Origin of the sequence: Pseudomonas marvdashtae (genome assembly GCF_014268655.2) — a bacterium.
Lineage (GTDB): Bacteria > Pseudomonadota > Gammaproteobacteria > Pseudomonadales > Pseudomonadaceae > Aquipseudomonas > Aquipseudomonas marvdashtae.
Window position 1 is genome coordinate 62130 of the sequence record NZ_JABWQX020000009.1, and the last position, 7976, is coordinate 70105.

The 7976-nt window shown below is 62.7% G+C and carries 3 protein-coding genes and 1 pseudogene; all 4 read left to right on the forward strand.

The window, feature by feature from the left end:
* Window positions 1-11 precede the first annotated feature (11 nt).
* Window positions 12-950: pseudogene (locus tag HU742_RS27170) on the forward strand (methyl-accepting chemotaxis protein); the annotation flags it as partial.
* A gap of 381 nt (window positions 951-1331) precedes the next feature.
* A complete protein-coding gene (locus HU742_RS26370; RefSeq protein ID WP_186644413.1) occupies window positions 1332-3074 on the forward strand; it encodes a potassium/proton antiporter in 1743 nt (580 codons plus the stop codon).
* Between the two features lie 34 nt (window positions 3075-3108).
* Complete coding sequence (gene mscK / locus HU742_RS26375) at window positions 3109-6471, forward strand: mechanosensitive channel MscK (RefSeq protein WP_186639745.1); 3363 nt, start codon at window positions 3109-3111, stop codon at window positions 6469-6471.
* Between the two features lie 37 nt (window positions 6472-6508).
* Entirely contained in the window at window positions 6509-7972 is a 1464-nt protein-coding gene (selO, locus tag HU742_RS26380; RefSeq protein WP_186644412.1) for a protein adenylyltransferase SelO, read from the forward strand.
* The last annotated feature ends 4 nt before the right edge of the window (window positions 7973-7976 follow it).

Genomic DNA, 7976 nt, shown 5'->3' on the forward strand with positions numbered 1-7976 from the left:
GGGTCGTCACGCTGCTGGCCATCGCCACCGGCCTGACCCTGCTGTTCGCCTGGCTGCTGACCAACAGCATCACCAAGCCGATCGCCAACGCCCTGGATGCCGCCGAGGAAATCGCCAAGGGCAACCTGACCCGGCCGATCACCGTTGACGGCAGCGACGAAGCCGGCCGTCTGCTGCGCGCCATGGCGACCATGCAGGACAAATTGCGCGACACCCTGCAGCGGATCTCCGGCTCGGCCACGCAACTGGCCTCCGCCGCCGAAGAGCTCAACAGCGTCACCGACGAAAGCGCCCGAGGCCTGACCCAGCAGAACAACGAAATCGAGCAGGCTGCCACCGCAGTCAACGAGATGACCAGCGCCGTGGAAGAAGTCGCGCGCAACGCGGTCAGCACCTCCGAAGCCTCGAAACATGCCACCACGTCGGCGGGCGATGGCCGGGACTTGGTACAAGAAACGGTCGGCGCCATCGAACGCATGAGCGCCGATGTACAGAGCACCGCTACGTTGATTGGTAACCTGGCTAACGAGTCCCGCGATATCGGCAAGGTGCTCGATGTCATCCGCGGCCTGGCCGACCAAACCAATTTGCTGGCCCTTAACGCCGCCATCGAAGCGGCCCGTGCGGGTGAAGCAGGTCGTGGTTTTGCGGTGGTCGCCGACGAAGTCCGCGCCCTCGCCCATCGCACCCAGCAGTCGACCAGCGAGATCGAACGCATGATCGGCAGCATCCAGAGCGGCACCGAACACGCCGTGGACTCGATGCGCAACAGCACCGAGCGCGCCGAGTCGACGCTGAACATCGCCCGCGGGGCAGGCATGTCCCTGGACACGATCAACACGGCCATCGTCGAAATCAACGAACGCAACCTGGTGATCGCCAGCGCCGCCGAAGAACAGGCCCAAGTGGCCCGTGAAGTGGACCGCAACCTGGTGAACATCCGCGACCTGTCGGTGCAATCGGCCACCGGCGCCAACCAGACCAGTGCCGCGAGTGCAGAGCTGTCGCGTTTGGCGGTGGACTTGAACAGCATGGTTGGGCGGTTCAGCCTTTAACCGCAAACCTATTGATCGCTCACAGCCCGTGAGCGACCAATGCTGTTGTGGCGAGGGAGCTTGCTCCCGCTGGGTTGCGAAGCGGCCCCAAAACCTTAAAAGCGACGACTGCTTCGCAGCCGAGCGGGAGCAAGCTCCCTCGCCACAAGGGCTGCGCCCAGAATCCCGATCCCCAACCTTTTTTGACAGCATCACATTTCAACAGGTTAGAATCGCTGGCACGCAGACTGCATGGTCAGTTTGTGCCTGTCCCTCAAGATTTCCGGAGTACTGCCTTTGACCGCGACGACCATCAACAGCCTGTTCTTGATCGGCGCGTTGCTGGTGAGTGCGAGCATTCTGGTCAGTTCCCTGTCGTCCCGCCTGGGCATCCCCATTCTGGTGATCATCCTGGCCGTGGGCATGGTGGCCGGTGTCGACGGCGCCGGTATCCTGTTCGACAACTACGCCACGGCTTATCTGGTCGGCAACCTCGCATTGGCCGTCATCCTCCTCGACGGTGGCTTGCGCACGCGGGTTTCAAGCTTCCGGGTGGCCTTGTGGCCGGCGCTGTCGCTGGCCACGGTGGGCGTGCTGATCACCACGGGCCTGACCGGCATGGCGGCGGCGTGGCTGTTCGACCTGAATCTGATCCAGGGTCTGCTGATTGGCGCAATCGTCGGTTCCACCGACGCCGCGGCGGTGTTCTCGCTGTTGGGCGGCAAGGGCCTGAACGAACGGGTCAGCGCCACCCTGGAAATCGAGTCCGGCAGCAACGACCCGATGGCGGTGTTCCTCACTGTCACCTTGATCGGCATGCTCGCCAGCGGTGAAACCGGCCTGCATTGGAGCCTGCTCGGGCATCTGGTGCGCGAGTTCGGCATCGGCGCGGTGATCGGCCTGGGCGGTGGCTGGCTGATGTTGCAACTGGTCAATCGCATCAACCTCGCCAACGGCCTCTACCCGATCCTGGTCATCAGCGGCGGCCTGGCCGTGTTCGCCCTGACCAACGCCCTGCACGGCAGCGGCTTCCTCGCTGTGTACTTGTGCGGCTTGGTGATCGGCAACCGTCCGGTGCGCAGCCGCCACGGCATCCTGCACATGCTCGATGGCATGGCCTGGCTCGCGCAGATCGGCATGTTCCTGGTGCTGGGCCTGCTGGTCACACCCCATGACTTGCTGCCTATCGCCCTGCCCGCCCTCGGCCTGGCCTTGTGGATGATTCTGTTCGCGCGGCCGCTGTCGGTCATGGTGGGGCTGTTGCCGTTCAAGGCGTTCCACGGCCGCGAGAAAGCCTTCATTTCCTGGGTCGGCCTGCGCGGCGCTGTACCGATCATCCTGGCGGTATTCCCGCTGATGGCCGGCTTGCCCCACGCGCAGCTGTATTTCAACCTGGCCTTCTTTATCGTCCTGGTGTCGCTGTTGGTGCAAGGCACGAGCCTGCCTTGGGTCGCCAAGCTGCTGCATGTGACCGTTCCGCCAGAGCCGTTGCCGATTTCGCGGGCGGCGCTGGAAGTTCATGTCACCAGCGAGTGGGAGCTGTTCATCTATCGCCTCGGCGCCGAAAAATGGTGCATCGGCTCACCGCTGCGCGACCTGAAAATGCCCGACGGAACACGTATCGCGGCCCTGTTTCGTGGCCAGCAGCTGCTCCATCCGTCGGGTAGTACGGTGCTGGAAGTCGATGATTTGCTGTGCGTAATCGGCCATGAACACGATTTGCCGGCCCTCGGAAAACTCTTCAGCCAAGCGCCGCAACGGGGCTTGGACCTGCGCTTTTTTGGAGACTTCGTACTCGAAGGAGACGCCCAGCTGGCCGCGGTTGCGGCGCTGTACGGGCTGCAACTCGATGGCATCGATCCAGACATGACCCTGGGCCGCTTCATTGCCCAGAAAGTTGGCGGAGCGCCAGTAGTCGGCGACCAGGTGGACTGGAACAACACGCTGTGGACCGTCGCGGCCATGGATGGGAACAAGATCGGTAAAGTGGGCGTCAGATTCCCCGAAGGAAGTCGCCCGGGTCCCGGCTTGTTCCTCTAAACTGCTCCCACTCTCACTTGCTTGACCGGTCTCTATGCCTACCCTGCGCTCCTTTTTTGCCATCGCCCTGCTCGGCCTGAGTCTTTCCATCTGCACGGTGCAAGCCGCCGAACCGCCCACCAGCACCTCGGTGCAGGCCAGCCTGGAAAAGATCGGCGACCGCAAGCTGCCGGAGGCCGACCAGAAAGCCTTGCAGGCCGTGTTGCAGAACACCCTGACGCAACTCTCCAGCAAGGCCGACTACGAGCAGAAGCTGCAGGCGCTCAAGCAGCAATTGGCGAACGCACCTCGGCAGAACATCGAGAACCAGCGTGAGCTGGCGCGACTCAAGGGCACCACCGTTGTTCCGGTGGCGCAACGCTACGCCAACCTGCCGATCCCCCAACTCGAGCAGATGCTGACGGAACGCTCCACCCAGCAGAGCGACTTGCAAAAAGCCCTGGCCGATGCCAACAGCCTGGTCATCACCGCGCAGACCCGTCCGGAGCGGGCCCAGGCTGAAATTTCCGCCAGCCAGACCCGCATCCAGCAAATCAATACCATCCTCAAGGCCGGCCGAGATGCCGGCAAAGCCTTGAGCGGCGAGCAGCGCGACCAGCTGAACGCCGAACTGGCGGCCCTGAATGCGCTGATTCCGCTGCGCCGCCAGGAACTCGCCGGCAACAGCCAGTTGCAAGACCTGGGCAACAGCCAGCACGACTTGCTGTCGGAAAAAATCGATCGCATGGAGCGGGAAATCCAGGACCTGCAGAACCTGATCAATCAAAAGCGCCTGGCTCAATCCCAGGAAACCGTGACCCAGCAGTCCATCGAAGCGCAGAAGGCCGGCGGCAGCAGCCTGCTGGCGACGGAAAGCTCGGCCAACCTCAAGCTCTCCGATTACCTGCTCAAGAGCACCGACCGCCTCAACGAGGTCACCCAGCAGAACCTGCAGACCAAGCAGCTTCTGGACAGCGTGACCCAGACCGATGCGGCCCTGGATGAACAGATCAGCGTGCTCAAGGGCAGCCTGCTGCTCTCCAAGATTCTCTACAAGCAGCGCCAGACCCTGCCGCGCTTGAAGCTGGATCAGAACCTGGCCGACCAGATCGCCGACATCCGCCTCTACCAATTTGAAGTCAGCCAGCAACGCGAGCTGCTGAACAATCCGAGCGCCTACGTCGATAGCCTGCTGGCGTCCCAGCCGTCGGAGCAGGTCACGCCGCAACTGCGCAAGACCCTGCTGGAACTGGCCCTTACTCGCGTTGACCTGCTGGAGCGACTGAACCGCGAATTGAGCGCGGTGCTCAACGAATCCATTACCTTGCAGCTCAACCAGAAGCAATTGCTCAGCACGGCCCAGAACCTGCGGTCCACCCTCGAAGAACAGATGTTCTGGATTCCCAGCAACAAGCCGCTGGATTTCGAATGGATGCGTGGCGTGCCGGCCCGCCTGGAGAAACAGGTCGACTCGCTGCCCTGGGCTTCCAGCCTCAGCGAACTGGCCGACGGCCTGACCCAGCGACCGTTGCTGTTCCTGCCGCTGGCGCTGCTGATCGGTGCACTGCTGTGGCGCCGCAAGAATCTTTACGCGCGCTTGAACAAGGTTCACCAGGATGTCGGGCACTTCAAGCGCGACAGCCAGTGGCACACGCCCCAGGCGATCCTGATCAATATCCTCTTGGCGATGCCGGTGGCCCTGGCGCTGGCGCTGTGCGGCTACGCCCTACAGATTGACGCCCGCGGCCAGAACACCAATCTCGGCGCGGCACTGTTGCAGATCGGGCAAGCCTGGCTGGTGTTCTACACCGCCTATCGAATCCTCTCCCCAGGCGGCGTGGCCGAGCTGCACTTCCGCTGGGAAAAACCCCAGGTGGAATTCCTCCAGGGCTGGATCCGTCGACTTGGGCTGGTGGTGCTGGCCTTGGTCGCAGTGGTGGCCGTGGCGGAGTTGCAACCGTCGGCCCTGGCCGATGACGTGCTGGGCATGCCGGTGGTACTGACCTGCTACGCCTCGATGGCCTGGTTGCTCAGCCGGTTGCTGCTCAGCAGCCCTACGCACAAGAACACCTCGCTGTTTCGCAAGGCCGTCGGCGTGCTGTTCACCGCGCTGCCGATCGCACTGTTTGTCGCCGTATGCTTCGGGTACTACTACACCGCGCTGAAGCTCAGCGACCGCTTGATCAACACGCTCTATTTGCTGATGTTCTGGCTGGTCATCGAAGCCACCTTCGTGCGCGGCCTGTCGGTCGCTGCGCGGCGCCTGGCCTACCAGCGTGCCCTGGCCAAGCGCCAGGCGGCCAAGGAAGCCGGCGACGGCGAAGCGGTGGTGGAAGAACCGACCCTGGACATCGAGAAGGTCAACGAACAGTCCCTGCGCCTGATCCGCCTCGCCCTGCTGGGCGGCTTCATGGCCGCGCTGTACTGGGTCTGGTCGGACCTGATCAGCGTGTTCTCCTACCTGGACAACATCACCCTCTACGAATACACCAGCGGCACTGGCGTCAACATGAGCATGGTGCCCATCAGCATCGGCGACATGCTCGGCGCGCTGATCATCATCGGCATCACCTTCGCCCTGGCGCGCAACCTGCCGGGCCTGCTGGAAGTGTTCGTGCTGTCGAAGCTGAACCTGGCCCAGGGCAGCGCCTATGCCACCACCACGCTGCTGTCCTATGTCATCGCCGGCGTCGGCTTCGTCACCACGCTGTCCACCCTGGGCGTGAGTTGGGACAAACTGCAATGGCTGGTGGCCGCGCTCTCGGTGGGCCTGGGCTTCGGCATGCAGGAGATTTTCGCCAACTTCATCTCGGGGATCATGATCCTCTTCGAACGCCCGGTGCGGATCGGCGACACCATCACCATCGGCAACCTGTCGGGCACGGTCAGCAAGATCCGCATTCGCGCGACCACCATCACCGACTTCGATCGCAAGGACATCATCGTCCCCAACAAGACCTTCATTACCGGGCAATTGATCAACTGGTCGCTGACCGACACCGTGACCCGCGTGACGTTGAAGTTGGGCGTGGACTACGGCTCGGACCTCGATCGGGTGCGCGAGCTGCTGCTCAAGGCTGCCCGCGACAATCCGCGTGTCCTGAAGGAACCGGAGCCTATCGTGTACTTCCTGAATTTCGGCGAAAGCACCCTCGATCATGAACTGCGCATGCACGTTCGCGACCTGGGTGACCGCAACCCGGTACTCGATGAAATCAACCGTTTCATCAACCGCGAATTCAAAAAGGAACATATCAACATCTCGTTCCGTCAGATGGAGATCTATCTGAAAAATCTGCAAGGCCAGGAATACAAATTGGTGCCCGCCGAACCCGACAACAAGACCCTCGGCCCTGTGCCCTCGGCGGTAGCCAGCATCAAGCCCGTTCCGGAGCCACCGCAACAGACTCTCGACTGATCGCGCGGTGCCTGCGGGCAACCCGCCGGAGACAGCCATGAAAACGCTGGAAACGCTGACCTTCGATAACCGTTTTGCCCGCCTGGGCGACGGTTTCTCGGCCCACGTGCTGCCCGAGCCTATCGACAATCCGCGCTTGGTGGTTGCCAGCCCGGCCGCCATGGCGCTGCTGGACCTGGATCCGGCCGAAGCCGAGGCACCGTTATTCGCCGAGATTTTTGGCGGCCACAAGCTGTGGGCCGAAACCGAGCCTCGGGCGATGGTGTATTCCGGGCACCAGTTTGGCCATTACAACCCGCAACTGGGCGATGGCCGAGGGCTGCTGCTGGGAGAGGTGTACAACGAGGCCGGTGAGCACTGGGACCTGCACCTCAAGGGCGCCGGGCAGACACCGTTTTCGCGAATGGGCGATGGGCGAGCGGTGCTGCGCTCCTCGATCCGCGAATTCCTCGCCTCCGAAGCGCTGCATGCCTTGGGCATCCCCACGACTCGTGCCTTGTGCGTGATCGGTTCGGACACTCCGGTGTGGCGCGAAAAGCAGGAGCGCGCCGCCATGGTGCTGCGCCTGGCGCCGAGCCATGTGCGCTTCGGTCATCTCGAATATTTCTACTACACCAAGAAGCCCGAGCTACACGCGACGCTGGCCGAGCATGTGCTGAACCTGCATTTTCCCGAATGCCGCGAGCAGCCGGAACCGTACCTGGCGATGTACCGCGAGATCGTCGAGCGCAATGCCGAGCTGATTGCCAAGTGGCAGGCCTACGGCTTTTGTCACGGGGTGATGAACACCGATAACATGTCGATCCTGGGCATCACGTTCGACTTCGGGCCGTTCGCCTTCCTCGACGACTTCGATGCGAACTTCATCTGTAACCACTCCGATGACCAGGGCCGCTACTCGTTCAGCAACCAGGTGCCCATCGGCCAGTGGAACCTCAGCGCCCTGGCCCAGGCGCTGACGCCGTTCATCAGCGTCGACGCCCTGCGCGAAACGCTCGGTTTGTACTTGCCGTTGTACCAGGCCCACTACCTGGACCTGATGCGCCGCCGACTCGGCCTGACCCAGGCCGAAGAAGATGACCAGAAGTTGGTGGAACGCCTGCTGCAATTGATGCAAAACAGCGGCGTCGACTACAGTCTGTTCTTCCGTCGACTGGGCGAGCAATCTCCCGAGCAAGCCGTCGCCACCCTGCGCGATGACTTTGTCGACCTCAAGGGTTTCGACGCCTGGGGCGAACGCTACATCGCCCGGGTCAATCGCGAAGGCCCCATTGATCAAGACCAGCGCCGCGCCCGCATGCATGCCGTCAACCCGCTGTACGTGCTGCGCAACTACCTGGCCCAGAAAGCCATCGACGCCGCCGAGTCCGGCGACTACGAAGAAGTCCGCCGCCTGCACACCGTACTGAGCAAGCCGTTCGAAGAACAACCGGGCATGGGCAGCTACGCCGAGCGCCCTCCGGAATGGGGCAAGCACTTGGAGATCAGTTGCTCGTCGTGACCCT